Origin of the sequence: Oscillatoria nigro-viridis PCC 7112, from assembly GCF_000317475.1 — a bacterium.
Lineage (GTDB): Bacteria > Cyanobacteriota > Cyanobacteriia > Cyanobacteriales > Microcoleaceae > Microcoleus > Microcoleus nigroviridis.
On the sequence record NC_019729.1, the window covers coordinates 711,301 to 730,014 of the forward strand.

The following is an 18,714-nucleotide window of genomic DNA, read 5'->3' on the forward strand; positions in this document are numbered from 1 at the left end:
TCGCGCACTACTGTCACAAACTACCAAGACGCTTTAACCGATTGACCCAAAAGCTATCAAAGTTAAACTTTAATTCAAGGTATATTGTTGAGTTGCGATCGCCCCAAATTCTACCCTAATTGGGTTTGCCAATTAATTGCATACTTTTCAATCAGCTCGGCCCGATCTATACCATTGATAATTTTACGCGCACTCCAGAAATCCACACTGCTTTCAGAAATATAATCATCCAGCTTCATACCCGTAAAGACCCCCCATTTCATGCCATGAACTAGGATAAAGAGTGAAATATCTGGAAGCATCACAAGCTCCGGATTGTTAACCAAGTCTAGGGATAGCAAATCCGAATATTTGCGATAATTATCCAGGTGGGTTAGTTGCACGTATCCCCGTCCGTAAAACGGATAATAGGGTAAGGTTTTGCGGTCGTTTTCTGCGGCAGGTTCGCCCAAAAAATCGGATTCTTTCACGGGTTGAAAAGTCTCTGCTGTTTCATGCTGAACGGTGGCGAGAATGTAAGCAATTTGAGCTTGAGACGCAATACCTTGGCGATGAGCTTCTTTGATAATTGCCTGCACCGCCGCTTGTTTATCACCGCCTTTCCAATCAGGTAACTTTCCAGCACCTTGCTTGGCATCCAGTAGAGCTTTAGCGGTTGTTGCCCCTAACACATCCCCGCCATCAAGTTGACGGCTAGCTTTAAAATTCCTTAAGGCTTCTTGCGTTTTAGAGCCATAAATACCATCGACAACTTCTAAAAGATGATTAGCCCGCAGGATGGTTTGAATTTCTGCACAAAACAGTCTATCGTCAACAAAAACCCCAGAGTTAATATCATCAAAAGGAATCGATCGCTTTTGGTCAATTACATCTTGGAGTTTCAGATTGGATGGTTCGCTAGAAACTCCGCGAGACTGTCCGGAGCTTAACTCTGCTAGTTTAGTTTGGGTTACAAAACCGGCAATTCCATCGACTTGCAAATTTCGATCGGCCTGAAATTTTCGGACTGCGGCATCTGTTTGCTCGCCAAAGATACCATCTGCTGTAACTGAAATTCCAACATTCGCTAAATCTTCTTGCAGTTTGCGAACTCGTTCTCCTTGCATTGGTGGGATAACCAATCGCAAATCCCCATCTCGATCGCTGCTGTAGGGGGCTGAATCAATCCCAGGGGAAATAAAACTGACATGAAGGTGATTGTGATGTCCGTCGCAAAATTCTACGCCTGTAATTTGCGGATCGTTGAAGAGAATTCGCCGAATACGCAAAATTGGATTATTGTAGAATAAATCTACCAATTCTTGAGTGCGTTGGCGAGAGTATTTACTATCGTAACAGGTGAGAGGAATTTCTTCATCAGTGTTAGCAACAAGAGCAATATCAACATCAAGTCCGTTGTCATGAGAGCTATGACCTGGTGTTGCCCCTTCTGCTGTACTGATATCTCCGATGCCAATGCGGGGTTTAGGATATTTTTTTACCCACTCATTACAGACATATTTGAGAGCCTGAATCACTTCTGGACGACCATAGCAATTGTCTCCGTAACATTCATAGCCATCTCCCTTGGCAGGCATTTGTTCAAAAAAACCTCGTGTTCCCCAACTGAACTGCTCAAGTTCTTCTTCTGTGAAACCAATATTTGCAGTGCAGTGGGTATGGTTATGCTGCAAGGTTTCAGAGCGTAAGTTGCGATTGATTTCTAATACCATTGTTAATTTCCTTTTTAGAATGTGTTTTTCTGTTGCAAGATCGCTTTTTAGGAAGGCGATCTTCGCCAATGCCAATGGCAAGGTAACGGAATGGTTAACATAATGACTCCTTAGTAACAGCCGATCGCGACCACCATATCCCCGAAAACTAAGTTCACCTTTGTCGATCGTGCAAATACCTGACCCATTTCACGAATCCTTGAGAATTGCTATAGTTCGATCGCCCAAAAACTAGCGATTTTCCCAGCAGGCTGATAATTGCGATCGGCCAAAGTGCGAACAGGCTTACCCTCCGCCACATCCCAGAGTCCGATCGTCCGATCCCAGCTTCCAGAAGCCAGCATTTTACCGTCAGGGCTAAAGGCGACACTCTCAACCCAGTCCTGATGGCCGATCAAAGTTTGAATCGGTTTACCCGTCGCCACATCCCAGAGTCCGATCGTGTTGTCAAAACTCCCAGAAGCCAGAGTTTTGCCATCAGGGCTGAAGGCGATACTCAAAACCCCTTGGTGATGACCCCTCAAGCTTGCAAAAATTTGACCCGCAGCCAGATCCCACAGTATGATTTTGTTGTCAAAACTGCCAACAGCCAGAGTTTTACCATTAGGACTAAAAGCAATACTCAAAACACAATTCTTGCCATCTGTCAAAGCGCGAATCAGTTTACCCGTAACCACATCCCAAAGTTTAATAGTTTTGTCGCTACTCCCAGAAGCAAGAGTTTTACCATCGGGACTAAAGGTAAAACTCTCAACCCAACTCTGATGGCCGGTCAAGGTGTGAATGAGTTTACCAGTAGCCACATCCCAGAGTTTGATAGTTTTGTCGCTACTGGCAGAAGCAAGGGTTTTACCATCAGGACTAAAAGCAATCCTCAAAACCCAATTTTTATGACCCGTTAACCTGTCAATAGATTTACCAGTAGCCACGTCCCAGAGTTCGATCGAGTTGTCGAAACTTGCAGAAGCGAGGGTTTTGCCATCAGAACTAAAAGCAATACTCAAAGCTCCTTTCTGAGCGCCTCTGAAAGTTTTAATAACTTTGCCGGTAGCCACCTCCCAAAATTTGATACTTTGGTCGAAAGTCCCAGCAGCGAGGGTTTTACCATCTGGGCTAAAAGCGACACTCCAAACAGAACGCTGTTGCTCTGCCGAGGGATCGATCTGCTGGATCTGTGCCACATCCTGAACTTGAATAATTCTGTAAGACGCCAATCTTGTTTTTTGATTAAAAAGTAAATTTGCATCAATACTGTGCATTTTAATTGTCGCTTTTTCTACCGATCGCCACTGCCACCCTGTCAAGCAATACGCTAATATCAATGCTAAACTATAAAAACCCGTCAATTTTATGAAAAAATGGTGGTATTTTTGTTTGCGAAATCTCGCCTTAAACTCCATAGCTGATTGCCTCCATTAACCCTGAATAATATTTAGATGCTTCTACTTTGACCATCTAAGATCCTCGATTTATGCGCTCGCACAAATCGCGGTCTTCTTTACTAAAATTGACATTAGGATTATTGAAATAATCGCGCATCCAAAAGCAACCATGCTTTAATAAAGCATCGAGTTCTAATCCCTCCAAATTCCACAAAATCATCGTCTGATCATCGCTACCCGATGCCAAAGTCTTACCATCAGGGCTGAAACTAAGACTGCGAACCGCCGCATTATGCCCCGGCAGAGTAGCGATCCCAGTGCCATCCGGTTTCCAGAATTTCACCGTCTTATCGTCACCCGTCGAAGCTAATATTTTGCCATCCGGGCTAAAACTGATACTATTAGCTGCCACCCTATGCCCCGTCCAGCTTTTGAGCAAAGTGCCATCTGTTTTCCAAACTTTAAGCGTGCCATCATTGCTAGCCGAGGCAAGAGTCTCACCATTTGGACTGAAACTAACGCTATAAACCTGAGCCTCATGCTTCATACTATTTAGCAAAGTTCCATCCATTTTCCACAGTTTGACGGTCTGATCGAGGCTTGCTGAAGCAAGAGTTTTACTGTCAGGACTAAAACTAAGACTTTTAACTGAACCGCTATGTTTAGAAAGAGTATTGAGCAAGGTACCATCTGGCTTCCAAAGATTCACGGTGCGATCGTAACTTCCAGAGGCAATTGTTTGACCGTCGGGGCTAAAAACAACGCTGGTAACTGGAGCTTGATGACCAGAAAAAGTATTCAGCAACGTGCCATCTTGTTTCCAAAGTTTCACTTTCGTATCTAAACTTGCAGAGGCGATCGTTTGACCGTCGGGGCTAAAATTGACGCTATTAACCGGCGCTTGATGCCCAGAAAGCGTTTTAAGTAAAGAACCATCTCGTTTCCAAACTTCAGTCAAGCTATTAGCACTTACCGAAGCCAATGTGTCACCTTTGGGGCTAAAACTAACCCCCAAAACAATATCCGTTTGCCCCGTTAAATTTTTACGTAAGCTATTATTCAACTTCCACAGTTCAATGCTATTATCAATGCCTGCAAAGGCAAGAATTTGACCGTCGGGGCTAAAAGAAGGGCTCCGTCCAGTTAAACTATTCAGCAAAGTACCATTGCGTTTCCAAAGTTTAACAATATTGTCAGCACTTGATGAGGCGAGCAACTGACTGTCTGGGCTAAAACTAACCTTGAAAATATGAGTATTATGCTCAAGAGTTTTAACTAAAGTACCATCGGGTTTCCAAATTTTTACCGTCTTGTCTTGACTGGATGAAGCGATAACCTCACCATCCGGGCTAAAACTAACACTCATAACCGGCGCTTTATGACCCGAAAAACTTTTCAGTAAACTGCCATCGAGTTTCCAAAGCTTGACCGTTCCATCCGCACCACCAGAAGCAATAGTCTGTCCGTTTGGGGTAAAACTGACGCTATACACCGACCCTTTATCCTGAATGGTTTTGAGCAATGTGCCATCGGGTTTCCAAAGCTTAATTGTCTTGTCCGCACTAGCAGAGGCAAGAGTCTTGCCGTCGGGACTAAAACTAACATTCAAGACCGGCCCTTTATTGCCAGAAAGGGTTTTGAGTAACGTGCCATCCGGTTTCCAAAGTTTAACCTTTCCATCGGCACTAGCAGAGGCAATAATTTGACTGTCTGGGCTAAAACTAATGCTATAAACTTCGTTAGTATGTCCCGAAAGGGTATTGAGTAAAGTGCCATCTGATTTCCAAAGTTTAATCGTATTGTCTGCACTAGCAGAGGCAATAATTTGATTGTCAGGACTAAAACTGATGTTATAAATAGCAGCTTTGTGACCTTTCAAGCGATTGGATTCTCTGATGCGATAAATAATAGATTGCAGGGCTGACACAACCTCCTCCTGCGTGTTTGAAGAAACCCAAACTGCCTGTTTCATTATTTTTCTGGCTTTTAAAGCTTTTATCAAAGCATCTAATTCTCGCTCAGAGCTAAAAAGTTGTTCAGCCGATAGCGCTAAGCTTCTGCTTTGGGCTTGTAGATTTTGATTCCATTGATAAAATAGAAATCCTAATGTCACAGCAAAGGCTGTAGCAATCAGGCTAATTTGGCGGCGGAGGTTGTTGCGCCGGCGCCGGAGGCTGCGCTGTAAAAACTCGGCCTCTACTTCGTTAAACCAATTTGCATCGTATTTGAGATGTTCGTCTAATACGTTCAGATAAGGGTTGGTATCCCAGAGAAATTCTTCTTGTTTTTCTTGGCGGCGTTTTTGGAGGCTTGGTTTGCGCTTCCAGACTTTAATTAAAGTTGCATGAATCTGGTCAAAAACGTTTTGACAAGAGAGGAGGCTGCTGTCTATAAACTTAACAATGGGTTCTATTTTTTCTTGAAAATTCCGTGGTTTTTCTTTGCTTTTCCACTCTATAGCTGCTGGAGTGAGCCTGCGCTGCAAAATTAAATTTTCTTGATGTTCTCGTTCCCAAACTATTAGCTTTTGCCATCCCCGCATCAAGACATCGTGGGCAGGTTCAACATAGCCTTTGCCTTCTGTATCTCGCCCTTTTACTAATAGACGTGCGGCACAAAATTGCTCGATGGCTGTTTGGACTCGTTGATTTTCCGGTTCGGGATAAATTAATTCTTCATCTAATACCCGGCGGCGAGCCAATTCACCACCGCCTACAGCTACCATTCGCAGCATGATGTGGCGGATGGTTTTTGCATAAGCACGATCGCTTTTAACTAATTCTTCATATTCCGAGTCGGCTCTTTGGGTGAGACTGCGTGTAACTCCGCCCAACTCTTCATAGTCTTCTTGAGTAATTGCCCGATTATTTCTTTTCCCTTCTCTGACGTTTTTAATATAGTTAAAATAAAGTTCGCTCAGAGTGAAAGAAAGTAAAGGTAGTGCTCCGGGCATTTGTGCGACCTCATCAATTAATTGCTCTACCAACGTGGCCGGTTCAAAATACATTACCTTAGCAGCAGCAGGATCGACAATCGCTTGGCGTAATTCTTCCCGTGTCATGGCGGGAACAACAAATCGTGATTTTTTCCAATAGGGCTTTAATGCTGTATCTCTAAATTGAGGTTCAAAATCTGAACGTAAAGTTATGACGATTCGCAACCAATCAGGGAGAGTTTCTAAAGATTTTTCTAACCACTTTAAAAAAAATTCTTGTTCTTGGCTATCTTGGCTGAGAGTCACTAATTCTTCAAATTGATCGATGACTAACAGCAATTTTGTGTGAGGATTAAAGTTTTTCCATGCACTGAGTTTGGATAACAAGCTTTTCAAAGTTTGTCCTGCTTCCAAACTGCGATATCTAGTGGTAGTTTCTGGTAAGTCTTTGTCAGAAACAAACTCGTTAGAGATAAGTAATTCTGGTAAATCTTCGTTTTCTATGGCAGAGTTTAAAGCACTGAAAGGAGACTCACCCGGACGAATAGGAGAGAGTATGCGCCAGTTGGGTTGAGTTTTTTTCAATTGGGGAAGTAATCCAGCTTTGACTAAGCTAGATTTCCCTGAACCTGATGCACCTAGAACCACAGTTAAGGGATGTTCTGTGACGAATTCAACTAATTTTTCAGTTAAAGCCTGTCTGCCAAAGAATTTGTCGCTATCTGCTTCTTCAAATGATTGTAATCCTTTGTAGGGATTGGTGTTTTCATTTAGTTTGGGAGCGGGCGGCAATTGATTAACGTCAAAACCAGGAAGAATAAAAATATATTCGCCCTTATCATGGTGTTTTAACTGTGCAAAACCAGGGGTTTGTTTAGCTGCTATTTTGCCGAATTCTGATTGTAAATAGGCATAGAGTTCGGTTGCGGTAATCACGCCATCTTTGGTAAGGTCTGCTTCTCCCTCAAGCGCCTTGAGTAAAAGTTCTGCAAAGGGAGAGTGATTGGAACTTTCGCTTCGCTGTCCAAACCGATACAGGGAGTCGGCGGCTTTTTCATCATGCGCTGCTGAGGTAATGACTTGCTGGGCGCAGCCTGATGTGTAGCGAGCGTACCGTTCGCGATATACTTTTTGCGATCGCACTGCCTCCCGATGAACTGCCGCCCAGCGAAAAGTCCCAGCAAAGCAGCAATCCAGGATAATTAACGAATGGCGACATGGCAGTTGGATTAAGCTATCGTGCAATCGCTGCATCGACAACCAAGTGTCGCTATCATCTCGTTCACCATCTTGAGGAATCAAAAAGCCAGCCGGGCCTTCTGCATTATCCAGTCCGTCTAAGGCGATGCCATGTCCGGCAAAGTAGAACAAAATGCGATCGTCCGCTGCAACTTGCACTTTATTGCCATCCGGAAAAACAAGTATTTTCTCGGTAAAGCCTGCCAAGACATCGCTGATATTAGACAGAGTAGCATCTGTATCTAACAGTAACAAAACTTGATATTGATACTTTTCCTCGATCAGATTGGCAAGTTGTTGAGCATCATTGGCTGCTGTTTGCAAGGGGGGAATGTTATTAACATAGCGATCGATACCAATCACCACTGCCAGACTGCGTTTAATCTCCGACATTCTTTAATTCCCCCGACTAATTTATTTCAAGTTTCAGTTTAATGCTGGCAAAATTGTCAACCAAAAACTAATTGCTAGTTTTTTTAAACTGATAGAGTGCCTGTTCATTTGACTGACTCGTTGATTTTTGATTCGCTGGTTGTTGCACGGGAGAACGAGGCCAGAGACCAATTAAGCCAATAGCGGCTGCGATTAAAAACCCAAATAGCCCAATTACTAAACCCGTTATCCTGGAATTATTTTGTGTTTGAACGTTTAGCGTATCCGAGCCAACTGGATGTGAACTGGTGAGACTGTTAGAGGCTGGAGAGAAACTTTCTACGGGAGTTTTGGCAAGCTGTTCTGCAACAGGTAAAGGGTTGACTGTATCTTTAACCGCAAGCTGAGAATTCATACTCTCTGGCTCATCCTCTACTCTTGCCACGACCAAAGGTTTTACTAATAACTGGCTATTGCCATTTGGACTTGGGAAAAGAGCCGCTGCCAGAGCATCTAACCCAGCCTGATGTGTAAAGTAGCTAAGATGGTCGCACGCAGTATCCGGTAATAGGATTTTGGGCGCAGGAGAGCGGTTAGCACTGACATTTTTGATGCTAGTTAAAGCAACGGCAATATCATTAGGTTGACTGAAAAATGCCAATTCTACAACTCTGTCTTTAGTTTGACCAAAAAGGTTGCTCAATAACCGCTGTAAGGGATTTGATTCCTTGTCGGGTTGAAATTCTAGAGCTTTTGAAACAATTGAGCGATCGCCAGCAATAATTGTATAGGGAACCCCTGGGTCGGGATTTTCGGCAAGTTTTTTCAGAAAAGGAGAATCCGGCCGCATTTGCTCTAGCGAGTAATCGTTTGCTTCTAAAAACTCCAGTAATTGAGCAACAATTTTGGTCGGCCAAATAATTTTCGACAGTTGATTCAACCCTATCCCAAGCGCTGTGAAAACCCAATCCTGGATTGTAGGCCAAGGAGAACCCCCATTAGGTGTCCCTAACATCACCAAGTGCTGGACAACCTGATTCCCGCCTTCTCGCTCGATAAACCACCGAGAAACCAAACCCCCCATTGAGTGAGCCACAATATCCAACTGCTTGCCGTGATTTGCTCCCAAACCAACTGCTTGCAATCTTTGGCCTAATAAGCGGCTATTTTCCTCGATGGTGGTTTGGATATTCTCGTAGTCAAAAGTCAAAACTAAGTCATAAAGTTCTGCAATCTGTCGCTGTTGTCCGTCCACTTCTACTACCGTCTGTCTGACACTAGGAACCATACTTTGCGTGTCCCCTATAATCCCGTGAATGTAGAGAAGGATGCGCTGGGCTTTTGCAACTCTAGCTTTAACTTGCTCTGGATTTTTTTCGTAGCTGACATCACCTTTTTCGCTGACCTCTGCTACAGCTAAAATAGGATATTCATAAGGTCTTCCCAATTTTTGATGGGCGACTTTTTCAAAGAAAATTCGGATCGATCCGTGAAGGCTGCGACTGCTAACTGTTGGTTTGGGTAAGCGTTCCAGCGTAATCTCTATCTTGCCATCTTCAGTTCTCGCCCCTCTTCCTAATGGCAAGAAAAATTCCCCATCATAAGCAAAAGGTAAGATATGCTCGTTCTCAGCTAATTCTTGATTGACCAACAAGTTGAGAGGGGTTGTTGGTGTCACCGCTTCATAATCTTTTACATCACTTAACTCCAAAGCACTTAACCCTGGATCTGTGCCTCGGCTGGTTGTAAATTGGAAAGATTCACTCACGCGATTTTGTTGCCGCAAAATCGCAGGTAAAATCAAATTCCCTAAATCTCGACTCGCTTGGGGTACAGTGGTGAGATTCACTTTCGCTTTTAAAGTTGGATGAGCTTGAACTTCGACTGCACCCTGTTGTAGGGCAGTGCTGCCATTAGCGTTAATGGGTTGAGCATCTTGAGGTCGGACAATTGTAATCGTCACTTCCTTTGTCATCCAATCATCATAATTTCCCTTGGCTCTCACGGCTTCGCGAGTATTAACTTGTGCCATTAAGCTATTGAGAGTTCCCTCTGTTTCTCCAAGAGAACGAGTCAGTTTAGGTGGCGCTAGTCCATCTTGTTTTAGCAAGCTAGCATCAAATTCTGTGGTACACACAATTAGCTTGAGAATATCCTTATACTCAGTAATGCCTTGTTCAAAATATTCGTCTGGCACTTGAAATGTAATATCCTCAAAGCTGGTAATACTAGAGGAATTTTCTGAATTTTTGGGTAGGAGCAAGATACTGCTATCTCGGTCAAAAAATGGAGTGTCTACGGAAAAACTTTCGGAAAGAACGATTACATTACAATACAACTTCTTGTCACTTTTATTTGTTAGCCTTATTTGGATGTTTGGCGCTTGCCACTCCCCATTGTCATAGGCGTAATCGACACGCATCTCAGATGACGAGATATTTCCGTCTCTATCCCCTGGCGAAGATTCTTGCTGGCCGCAAAGCAGAATTATTTCCATTTCCACCTCGTCGGTTTTAATGCGGCTGGTTGCAGGAGTGGAGAGTTGTAAAATGTTATTCCAACGGGCAATATGTTCTAAACGATAAATCACCTGTAAAGCAATTTCCTCTGTGTATCCCGACTGATTTGGTTCTTCGGGAATCGGAGCAACTAAAGGCCGGTTATTATCAGGCTGTAAAATCCAATACTGACCGTGACTGACTAACAGATGGTAATCTGCATCTTTAGGTTCATTTACTTGCTGCACATACAAAGAAGGTTTGTTGCCAATTGCTGCTTTTGACAGTGCTTGTTCGACGTGTTTGATGCCTTGGAGTTCACTTTCATCGCCCTTAATGTAAATTTTCAACGCTGGCAACGGCAAACTTGTCACCACTGCCCAATAGCTCTCACTTTCTGATAAGCTGTCTTGACCGTTAATAATTTCTACTTGGCTGCGTTGTGGCAATACCTGAGTTACTCGTGCTTCGCCTAAAGCTTCTGAAAGTTGGCGCAATTTTGCGGTACTGCTGCCATAGGGAAAAAATGCTAGTCGCGTATCTCCCCCATTAGAGGGTTTAGGAATTCCGTGAATAGACCCTCCATCAATTACCCAATTCCGAAGGTTTTGACTGTGAGTTAAGGTGAAGTAGTGAGGCCGTTCTTTAATAGCACCGCCCAAGAAAGGTTGGTCTAAATCGTTCCTGTCTGTTGCTTCTACTTGAGGCGACTGTTCTTTGACTTTGCCAGTCACGAGAGCATTCATATTTCTCGCTAAATCTCGATAGGTTATGCTGCCATTGGTTCGCTGTAGTGTTTGCAGCAAAAAGTAAGAGAAAGCTCCTCTACTTTCTCCATCCTCAGTTTTGTATTCTTTCGCCAGTTCGTAGTCTCTACAGGCAGAGAACAAAATGTGCTTCCCCTTGGGCAAAATCACACCTGTTGTCTTTCTTTCTGATTGTTTAGCAGTGCTTAGTATTTCATGAATTGCTGGTGCGTCTTCGGCAAAAATAAAGGTGCTTAACGGTCGCTCCCGCGAGTCTACTAAGGCGCGCCTCACTGTTGTTTCGGGGGGTAAGTCTCTGGTTCCAGAACCGGAGTGGCAGCAGTCAAGAATGACAACAATGCGGGGTTCTTTTAGGGCTATTTTGGATATGAGGTAGGCTAGTTCTTTATCAGCTAAGTCCCGACCATTTTCTGCACGGCTGTCATAGCACACTAAAGTTTCATCTAAGCGGTCTGCCTCTAATTCCCAAAATTCCTCTGGTGATTTCTCTTGAGCGCCATGACCGGAATAGTAAAATAAGACCACATCTTCGCTGTCAGCGTTGCACAAATGCTGCTGGAAAGCGCTGATAATTGCCTGACGAGTGGCATCTTGATTGAGCAGTATCCAAGGTTGGTCTGTAGGCTCTATAAGTTTCCATTCGCTATCTTGAGTAATTCGCTCTCCCAGATAAGCTTCTATAGCTTTAATATCGTTAACACAACCTTTTAACGGAGGGACGAGAGGATTAGATGCGGGAGAATAGTTGTCAATACCAACTAACAGCGCGTAAATGTTTTTTGCCATAACTGCCTTGTTTAATTAAAGTTTTTAAATTGGTTTTAATCGTTAATAGCTAATATTTTCTATCTATTAACGATTCTAGGAAATGGAGAATGACACCAACTCTCACGAGCGGGAAATAAAATGTACCCAAAAGTTTCCATCGGGGATGCAGGTATCTTTAATCATTCCGTAGGAGTAATGCAGGAACTTACCCTTTTCATCGTTTCCGTCTGGCTCATTGCGATCGTAGCCATCTATGAACCATTCCCCATAAGGATCGTGAACAATGAAACCTGTGCTGTCATAGCCAACTAATACAATGATGTGACCGTCGTTCAGACCCCCTGTGTTACCAGTAAAGTAGCCGTGAACAACGGTTGGGTTTCCATTAGCTAACCAGTCTTTGACTTCTTCAATAGTGGCCGTTTCAGTGTAATTATCTTTCGCTCCATAGTCGCGAACAATTTGAGCTAGATCGTAACCACTATGCCGACTTAATCCTCGATCTAAGGCATAGTTGTAAAGCTCATCCTCAAAGTACCCCTCACTGTGCCGACGAGGAATCTTTAGATACTCCAAACACATCGCTATTGAAGTAACATTGCACGAACCATCAGGGTTGATTTCATTATCTCTCTGAGATTTGTAAGGAACCGGCAATTTAATTTCATCGCGTTTTGGATAAATTATGGTAGTGCCTTCAAAAACTTCGGCGTGTTCTCCAAAAATATATCCAGTCCAAGTATTCTCAACAGGAGTATCAGCTAAGGTAATTTTTAAATGACCGCGCTCCACTTCAAATGATGCTACTCTGAGAGTGACACCGGCTTTTAGATTCTGTTTTTCCGCAGGCAACAAAGCATCGGATTGCAACGGTTTATTTTTAAGGAGAGTATCTTGGATAATTTGAACCTGAATTGAGGGAACCCCTTCCGCTCCTCGCGTGGCTACTTTATCAACTTCGAGGAGTTCGGTAGCTGTTCGTTTTCCCAAAAATCCTGGTTCATAGCAGCGATTTAGTTTTTGGAAGCGTTTTAAAACAGCAATAGAAACAGGGCCAAAGATATCTTCTACTGTGGGAGAGAGTAGCCCTTGAGCGATCAGAAGCTCTTGGATTTCCAAGTTTAACTCTCGATCTGCTACTATTTTGCTGACATCGTATTTGATATTTGTCTCGACAAAATCTTGGAGATGCATCCTTTATGCCTCGGCTTTCATTGTTGCATAGACCGAAACAGATTTGGATTGGGAGAAACTTTTTGCTTAATCCTAAAAATCTGTGACAGCGTAGGTTCAATCGTAAGAGAGCAATCCCCAAAAAGTTCCTAGCTTTTAGTTCAGTCTTAAATTAGCCAAAAGGCCAGCTCGCAACTGGCCGTAAGTACAGGACAGAACCTGTACTTTTGGCTAGGTGTCGTGCCAAACCACAGGCGGGCAAGGCTTTTTGGAGGGCGATTGCGCGATTTGAGATTGTAGATTTGAGATTTTAGAATTGCTCCCACGGGCTGTAGCGATCGCACGTGATGAGTACGCTACGCTTTTTTCAAGGGTTCACGGGCTGTACCGGGGGGCTGTGACCAAATTGCTTTCCGTCAGCATAAAAAATCAAATACAGATCGACCCGGTTGCTTTCGTCTACTCCAAAAAGCGGATTAAAAATCGTGCAAAATATCAACTTTAATAAATTTTCACTATTTAGATAGATGCCGTATTTTTAGTTTTTTATATACGCTGATTGTATCGAGTTATTAATAGAATTGCCGTGATTTTTCCCAACCCTACTCCGTTTCCAGGCCCGCAGATTCCCAGTACCGAACCGGGGCTCCCGACTATACCCGCATCGCCACCAGTGCCGGGCCCCGTACCCGAACCCCTTCCCGGGATAGTACCGGAGCCGGTACCTGCGCCAATTCCCCAGCCAATTCCCGAACCGGTGCCGGAAACTGTACCCTCTCCAATTCCTCAGACAGTGCCGGAGCCTATTCCTCAGACAATCCCTGAACCTGTATAAATTATGTTTTAGTCGATCGCGAAATTTAAGATTGTTTGTCAGGTCGATCGCAAAAATCGGCTTTCTCCAAAGTCCCCAATCTTTTTGATGAATATCAGACTTGAAAAAACTCGGTTTTTGCCTAAATTATCGATTAATTGAAGTTGAGCGCAGTCTCTTTGCAAAGGTCAACAGCATCCAAATCAGTGGATTTGCCGTCAGAGTATTCGGCCCTGACATCGAAAATACAGCCCGCATCCGAGCCGCCGTAGTCAGCTTGATTCCACTCAAAATCTGCCTTGTCCCGATCGGCAATCGGGGCGTCTAGCTCGTTTTCTCCCCAAGTATCCCGATCGGGAGGAGACATATAAACGGCTGTCATCGTCTTGCCGCTGTTGTTAATCACCGAAACTTTGACCATCCCAGCCAAGACGCTAGGTGCTGTCAGCGCTACCAGTGGCAGCGACAGCCCCGCAGCGACCGTTACTTTGCTCAACCAGTTGTTAACCATTGAGCCATCTACCTCAAGTTAGATATTTATTCAAGCTTAGCTGTAGAAGTTAGAAGGGACAAGTCAGATATATTGCTATTGCTTATGATATTTTGAAACAGTGATATGTTTCTAAATACCTATGCTTACTGCCGGAATTGTCGGACTGCCTAATGTTGGCAAATCTACCTTGTTTAATGCTCTGGTTGCTAATGCCAAGGCGACTGCTGCTAATTTTCCTTTCTGTACGATCGAGCCAAATACGGGTATCGTGGCAGTGCCAGACGAACGGTTGAACGTGCTGAGCAATATTTCCAATTCCGCGCAAACTGTGCCGACACGGATGGAGTTTGTGGATATTGCGGGTTTGGTGAAGGGGGCGAGTCAGGGGGAAGGACTGGGAAATCAGTTTTTGTCTCACATTCGGGCTGTAGATGCGATCGTCCATGTTGTCCGCTGTTTTGAGAATGACGACATCATTCACGTTGCGGGTTCTGTCGATCCGATCCGAGATATTGACATTATCAATCTCGAATTAATTTTAGCAGATTTAGCTCAAATTGAACGCAGGCTCGATCGCACTCGCAAGCTGGCCCGCAACAACAAGGAAGCTCAGGCAGAAGTGGATGTACTCGAAAAATTAGTCGCAGTTTTGAATGCCGGCAAACCGGCGCGGCAGTACAATTTCACAGATGAAGAAGCTGAATTAGTTAAAGGTTTGGAATTACTGACCAACAAACCAATTATCTATGCTGCCAACGTATCTGAGGACGATTTAGCAACTGGAAATAGCTATGTCGAACAAGTGCGGGAAGTAGCAGCTAAAGAAAATGCTAAGGTTGTCATAGTTTCGGCGCAAGTTGAGTCAGAATTGGTGGAGTTATCAGAGGAAGAACGAACGGATTTCCTAGAATCTCTGGGGGTAAAAGAAGGTGGCTTGAAATCTCTGATTCGAGCTACTTACGAATTATTGGGTTTGCGGACTTATTTTACTAGCGGCCCGAAGGAAACTCGCGCTTGGACTATTATCGCGGGAATGTTAGCACCGCAAGCTGCGGGGGTTATTCACTCTGATTTTGAACGGGGTTTCATCCGGGCCGAAACTGTAGCATATGAAGATTTGGTTGCTACGGGCGCGATGAATGCAGCTAAGGAAAAAGGCTTAGTTCGCAGTGAAGGAAAGGAGTATGTTGTACAAGAGGGGGATGTACTGTTGTTCCGATTTAATGTTTAGCTTTTTTAAGGAGATTGGCACATGGATATCGTTTCGCTGGTAATTGCTTGGCTGGTTACTTCTGTGAGCTTTTTTATCATTTCCAAGTTGCCCATCGGGGTGGACATTGACACTTTTGGAAAAGCGATGATTTCGGCGGCGGTTTTTGGATTGCTGAATGCTTTGGTGCGACCGCTTTTTGTCGTTTTGGGTTTTCCACTGGTGTTGGTAACTTTTGGTTTGTGGATAATTGTTATCAACGCGATTATCTTTGGATTGGCGGCTTGGCTAGTCGAAGGATTTCGGTTGCGCTGGGGAATTTGGAGTGCTTTGCTGGGGGCGATCGCCCTCGGTTTTATTAACTCTCTTCTCTATCAGTTGTTGAGTACGCTGCCAAGTGTACGGTAGATCGAGGTAACGCGGTAGAGGCGGGTTTATCTATCTTGTTAGCTATAGCAAATATCTCTAGTTAACTGGTTCCTAGGCAGAGCCTAGGAATCAATGTCCAGAGGTTCTGCCTCGCTTTCGGAGCAGCTTTCATAGGAGGCAGAGCCTCCGGATCTGTGTTACCAGGCAGAGCATAGTAACGAGTAGAATCCGCCCCTAATGAGTAATTACTAATCACTAATTATCAGCAGCAAAAGCCTCTCGACGGCGACTGTTGTCAACGGGCCAGTCTGTATTTTCCCCGCCAATAATGAGTTTTTCAATCGTTACGAATTCTTTGCTGAGTTGCTGGAAAACATTAATCAAAACATCGAGGCCAATTGCATCGCTAGTTCCCAAATCAAACCAGCAGCGAGCCCAAGAACCTTGATACTCCATTTCTCCCATATTGTGCATCAAAGCCATCATGCTTTGGTCGGCTAGATTAACATCGTAATTCATCTGACTGATATCTAAGCCTTCATCTTGAACTTGCAAATTTTCCGCATTAAATCCTCCCAGTTTTCCCAAGAAAAACCAAGAGTCAAACACTTCTTCAACATACTGTTTTTCACCGTTTGAAGGCACGTTGCTGAACTTCAGCCAAATCCAGAGGTCAAAGGGGTTAAACTCGCGAAACTCTACTTGCATCAATTTTATCAAAGAAAGGGAATGGAATTGCAGGAATTGGATTGCAGGAGAGAGGAAAAGTGGGAGAGAGGGAGACAGGAAAAATTTTCCTCCTGACTCCTGACTTCTGACTTCCCCTCTGACTCTTGTTATAGTGGTGGTAAGGCCGCCGGCCCCCAGACTCCATCTGCATCTCTGATTTTATCGCGCATCGGGTCGCAGTCGCGAGATTTGCTGTCGAGACGGTTCCGGGTTCTGCACTGCTCAAAGAAGATTTCGGCTACTAAACTGCGCGGCAGTTGGTCGGGTTTTGCTAAGGCTGCGTCGAAGTTTTTTCGGGCTTCCTCAAGTAAGGTTTTGTTGCCGTCTTTCCCCTGGGATTGAGAGAACAAAATTTGTGCTTTTAGATAGAGAACTTCGGGATTATTTGGCGTTTCTGCTAGGGATTTGTTGGCAAACTCTAAAGCGCGATCGTACTTTTTCAAGTCTCGATAGCCTACTGCCATGCCGCGATAAGCTAAGTAGCGAGGAGAGGCTTTTTGTTCGAGTCTTTGAATTGCTTCGCTGGGGTTGGAAAAGGGCAGGTTTGTGGCTAGCATTAAGTCCATGTAGCCTTTTAGCAGGTTGAGTTCGGGGTCGTTGGGCGCTATTTTATCGGCGGCATCTAGGTATTGAAATACTACTCGCAGTTTGTTGAGTGCTTGGGGCGCGCCTTTGGCTGTTCCTTCTTTGGCTATAATGTTCGCCCCTTCTAAAAAGTGACCTGCTGCTGTGTAGATGTTGCCGCGCAATGGATTAGTTTTCGCCAATTTTTCGCCGACTTCGCGGGTTTTTTGCGCGTAGGAATTCATCGAGTTTAAGTCCTGCTCGATGTATGAGAGGGAGGCTGCCATTGCATAGGCTAGCGGCTCGTTTGGTTCGGCTGATACTGCTTGTTGAATTTGAGTTTTTGCTTGTTTGTAGTTTCCTTGCTGAAACATTGTTTTGAAAGCGGTTTCGGTGTTGGGCCCGATCGCCTGCGGGTTGCTGCTGCGAAACGGATCGCCCGCTACTGCCGAGTTAATGCAGATGCTGAGGGCGATCGCCAGTGCAGCAGCGATCGCCCGCACTCTCTGTTTAGAACTTAACATTTGCTTGCCCAGCGATGCTAAAGGGGTTTTCGTCATCGTCAATTCTCTCAATGGAATATACTGTAAACTAGAAACAAGAGAGTTAAATTTTCAGACTCTCGGGCCGCGACCAAAAAAAGAGTGAAATTTGCTTGATTTTTTCTAGCTGTTGCGGTATATTTTAATAATCGGAGTGTGACTTTTCAGTGATAAACGAACATATTTCCATTGTTAAAATATACCATCAAAAAACTGAAAAAGCAAACGCCAATCCTGAAAAAAAAGGAAAATTTTGTTAAGATTTATGTAAAATAATTGCGTGCGATTGACCCCAGCCAAAAACAGCCTTAACTATCAATAGCCCAACCAGAAGTTCCCCGCTCCAACAATAACTATTTTTTTGATTGTAGACTGTAGACTGTTAACAACTGCCAACTGCCAACTGCCAACTGCCAACTGCCAACTGCCAACTGCCAACTAACAACTGCCGTTAATGCTTTATCTAAAAAACTTAGTATATCATCCTACAGCCTGTCCGAATGCTATTCTGAAAAATATTAACTTAGAACTTCCCTCGCAGCAAATGGGGCTGATTGTGGGTCGCAGCGGTTCTGGCAAAAGTACGCTATTAGAAATATTAGCAGGTTTAGCGGAAAAAACTAGCGGCGACATCCGTTGGCGGGAACAAGAATTAACACCCGAACACTTGCAACAGTTAGGAGGTTTAGTGTTCCAGTTTCCAGAAAGGCATTTTTGCGGAGGCACAATTTTAGAAGAATTGCGACTGGGACATCCTGAATTGGGACAAGAACAAATTAACTCAGCAATGGCAGAAGTGGGGCTCGGACATTTGCCGCTGCGGGCTTCCCCCCACGCTTTGAGCGGCGGACAACAGCGCAGGGTTGCCCTGGCGGTGCAGCTAATTCGGCAGCCGCATTTGCTACTTTTGGACGAACCGACGGCGGGTTTGGATTGGTCGATGCGGCGGCAGTTGGTAAGCTTGTTGAGCAAGTTGAAAAGTCACTGGACTTTGTTGATTGTTACTCACGATGCTAGCGATTTGCTGAGCGTTGCCGATCGCTTTTGGACTTTAGACCGCGGGGATTTGCAGGAGGTCGATCGGGCTAAATTAGAAGCTAAGGAAACGAGTTTTGTTAGTCATTAGTCATTAGTCATTAGTTAGTGC

General features: G+C 44.3%; 12 protein-coding genes. 4 read left to right on the top strand and 8 right to left on the bottom strand.

The features are described from left to right. Window positions 1-110 precede the first annotated feature (110 nt). The 5 genes from OSC7112_RS03190 to OSC7112_RS03215 form a co-directional block, all read right to left on the bottom strand. Window positions 111-1,712 (bottom strand): penicillin-insensitive murein endopeptidase, encoded by a 1,602-nt coding sequence (locus OSC7112_RS03190; protein ID WP_015174543.1) that lies wholly within the window; start codon window positions 1,710-1,712, stop codon window positions 111-113. A gap of 209 nt (window positions 1,713-1,921) precedes the next feature. Next, window positions 1,922-3,112 (bottom strand): WD40 repeat domain-containing protein, encoded by a 1,191-nt coding sequence (locus OSC7112_RS03195; protein WP_015174544.1) that lies wholly within the window; start codon window positions 3,110-3,112, stop codon window positions 1,922-1,924. A 55-nt stretch (window positions 3,113-3,167) separates the two neighbouring features. After that, window positions 3,168-7,661 (bottom strand): nSTAND1 domain-containing NTPase, encoded by a 4,494-nt coding sequence (locus tag OSC7112_RS34290; protein WP_015174545.1) that lies wholly within the window; start codon window positions 7,659-7,661, stop codon window positions 3,168-3,170. Between the two features lie 67 nt (window positions 7,662-7,728). Continuing rightward, entirely contained in the window at window positions 7,729-11,691 is a 3,963-nt protein-coding gene (locus OSC7112_RS03210) for a caspase family protein (protein ID WP_015174546.1), read from the bottom strand. 102 nt (window positions 11,692-11,793) lie between these two features. Beyond that, window positions 11,794-12,867 carry a C39 family peptidase gene (locus OSC7112_RS03215; protein WP_015174547.1) on the bottom strand — a complete coding sequence of 358 codons (1,074 nt, stop codon included), beginning with the start codon at window positions 12,865-12,867 and terminating at the stop codon, window positions 11,794-11,796. Between the two features lie 565 nt (window positions 12,868-13,432). Here OSC7112_RS03215 and OSC7112_RS03220 point away from each other — a divergent pair. Continuing rightward, on the top strand, window positions 13,433-13,681 hold the full coding sequence (locus OSC7112_RS03220; RefSeq protein ID WP_015174548.1) for a hypothetical protein: 249 nt from the start codon (window positions 13,433-13,435) through the stop codon (window positions 13,679-13,681). Between the two features lie 133 nt (window positions 13,682-13,814). Here the strand turns inward: OSC7112_RS03220 and OSC7112_RS03225 are convergent, their stop codons facing one another. Continuing rightward, a complete protein-coding gene (locus OSC7112_RS03225; RefSeq protein WP_015174549.1) occupies window positions 13,815-14,171 on the bottom strand; it encodes a hypothetical protein in 357 nt (118 codons plus the stop codon). Window positions 14,172-14,292: 121 nt separating this feature from the next. On the opposite strand from OSC7112_RS03225, the gene ychF reads away from it, so the two are divergent. Together ychF and OSC7112_RS03235 are read left to right on the top strand one after the other, a co-directional pair. Further along, a complete protein-coding gene (gene ychF, locus OSC7112_RS03230; protein ID WP_015174550.1) occupies window positions 14,293-15,384 on the top strand; it encodes a redox-regulated ATPase YchF in 1,092 nt (363 codons plus the stop codon). Between the two features lie 21 nt (window positions 15,385-15,405). Beyond that, window positions 15,406-15,771 (top strand): phage holin family protein, encoded by a 366-nt coding sequence (locus OSC7112_RS03235; protein ID WP_015174551.1) that lies wholly within the window; start codon window positions 15,406-15,408, stop codon window positions 15,769-15,771. 216 nt (window positions 15,772-15,987) lie between these two features. Here the strand turns inward: OSC7112_RS03235 and OSC7112_RS03240 are convergent, their stop codons facing one another. Beyond that, window positions 15,988-16,440: a DUF3531 family protein gene (locus OSC7112_RS03240; RefSeq protein WP_015174552.1), complete on the bottom strand. Its 453-nt coding sequence runs from the start codon at window positions 16,438-16,440 to the stop codon at window positions 15,988-15,990. A gap of 128 nt (window positions 16,441-16,568) precedes the next feature. Next, window positions 16,569-17,585, bottom strand: coding sequence for a Sll0314/Alr1548 family TPR repeat-containing protein (locus OSC7112_RS03245; protein WP_015174553.1), 1,017 nt, complete (start codon window positions 17,583-17,585; stop codon window positions 16,569-16,571). A 436-nt stretch (window positions 17,586-18,021) separates the two neighbouring features. On the opposite strand from OSC7112_RS03245, the gene OSC7112_RS03250 reads away from it, so the two are divergent. Further along, a complete protein-coding gene (locus tag OSC7112_RS03250) occupies window positions 18,022-18,693 on the top strand; it encodes an ABC transporter ATP-binding protein (protein WP_015174554.1) in 672 nt (223 codons plus the stop codon). Window positions 18,694-18,714: the final 21 nt, after the last annotated feature.

Coding starts and splice junctions, on each gene's coding strand:
- OSC7112_RS03210 (WP_015174546.1), bottom strand. CDS start 11,691: ATGGCAAAAAACATTTACGCGCTGTTAGTTGGTATTGACAACTATTCT.
- ychF (WP_015174550.1), top strand. CDS start 14,293: ATGCTTACTGCCGGAATTGTCGGACTGCCTAATGTTGGCAAATCTACC.
- OSC7112_RS03245 (WP_015174553.1), bottom strand. CDS start 17,585: ATGACGAAAACCCCTTTAGCATCGCTGGGCAAGCAAATGTTAAGTTCT.
- OSC7112_RS03195 (WP_015174544.1), bottom strand. CDS start 3,112: ATGGAGTTTAAGGCGAGATTTCGCAAACAAAAATACCACCATTTTTTC.
- OSC7112_RS03215 (WP_015174547.1), bottom strand. CDS start 12,867: ATGCATCTCCAAGATTTTGTCGAGACAAATATCAAATACGATGTCAGC.
- OSC7112_RS03235 (WP_015174551.1), top strand. CDS start 15,406: ATGGATATCGTTTCGCTGGTAATTGCTTGGCTGGTTACTTCTGTGAGC.
- OSC7112_RS03225 (WP_015174549.1), bottom strand. CDS start 14,171: ATGGTTAACAACTGGTTGAGCAAAGTAACGGTCGCTGCGGGGCTGTCG.
- OSC7112_RS03240 (WP_015174552.1), bottom strand. CDS start 16,440: ATGCAAGTAGAGTTTCGCGAGTTTAACCCCTTTGACCTCTGGATTTGG.
- OSC7112_RS03190 (WP_015174543.1), bottom strand. CDS start 1,712: ATGGTATTAGAAATCAATCGCAACTTACGCTCTGAAACCTTGCAGCAT.
- OSC7112_RS03250 (WP_015174554.1), top strand. CDS start 18,022: ATGCTTTATCTAAAAAACTTAGTATATCATCCTACAGCCTGTCCGAAT.
- OSC7112_RS34290 (WP_015174545.1), bottom strand. CDS start 7,661: ATGTCGGAGATTAAACGCAGTCTGGCAGTGGTGATTGGTATCGATCGC.